The 386-nt window shown below is 76.9% G+C and carries 1 pseudogene; it reads left to right on the top strand.

The features are described from left to right. Positions 1-386, top strand: a pseudogene (locus tag TW83_RS21560) (nitrate reductase); the annotation flags it as partial.

The following is a 386-nucleotide window of genomic DNA, read 5'->3' as shown; positions in this document are numbered from 1 at the left end:
GGCCGGGCGCATCGACGCGCTGGTCGCGGGGCAGGTCGATCCCGTCTCGGGCCAGCCGGCCAGCAAGGCGGCGGCGGTGACGGTGGGGCGGTTCGCGGCCGCGTGGCACGCGTTCCTGGTCAGCGACGCGCCGGTTTCGCCGGACTGCGCCTATTGGGCGCAAAGCCGTCTGCCCGGCGGCTGGCAGGTCGAGATGGCGGGCACCCGCGCCCCCGATGACTGGCAGGACTGGGTGCAGCGGCTGCTGGGCCTGGGCGCGCCTGCCCAGCAGATGGGCGATCCGGCGCGCGGTCTGCACCGGATGGCCTTTCACCGCGACGGCCGGCTGGCGGCGGCGCTGTTCGTCGGCCCCCGGCCCGTGGCGCTGTCGCGGTCGCACCTGGCCG

The organism is Paracoccus sp. S4493, from assembly GCF_000967735.1.
GTDB lineage: Bacteria > Pseudomonadota > Alphaproteobacteria > Rhodobacterales > Rhodobacteraceae > Paracoccus > Paracoccus marcusii.
The sequence above is the reverse complement of the archived record's forward strand: the minus strand, read 5'-3'. Positions and strand labels throughout refer to the sequence as shown.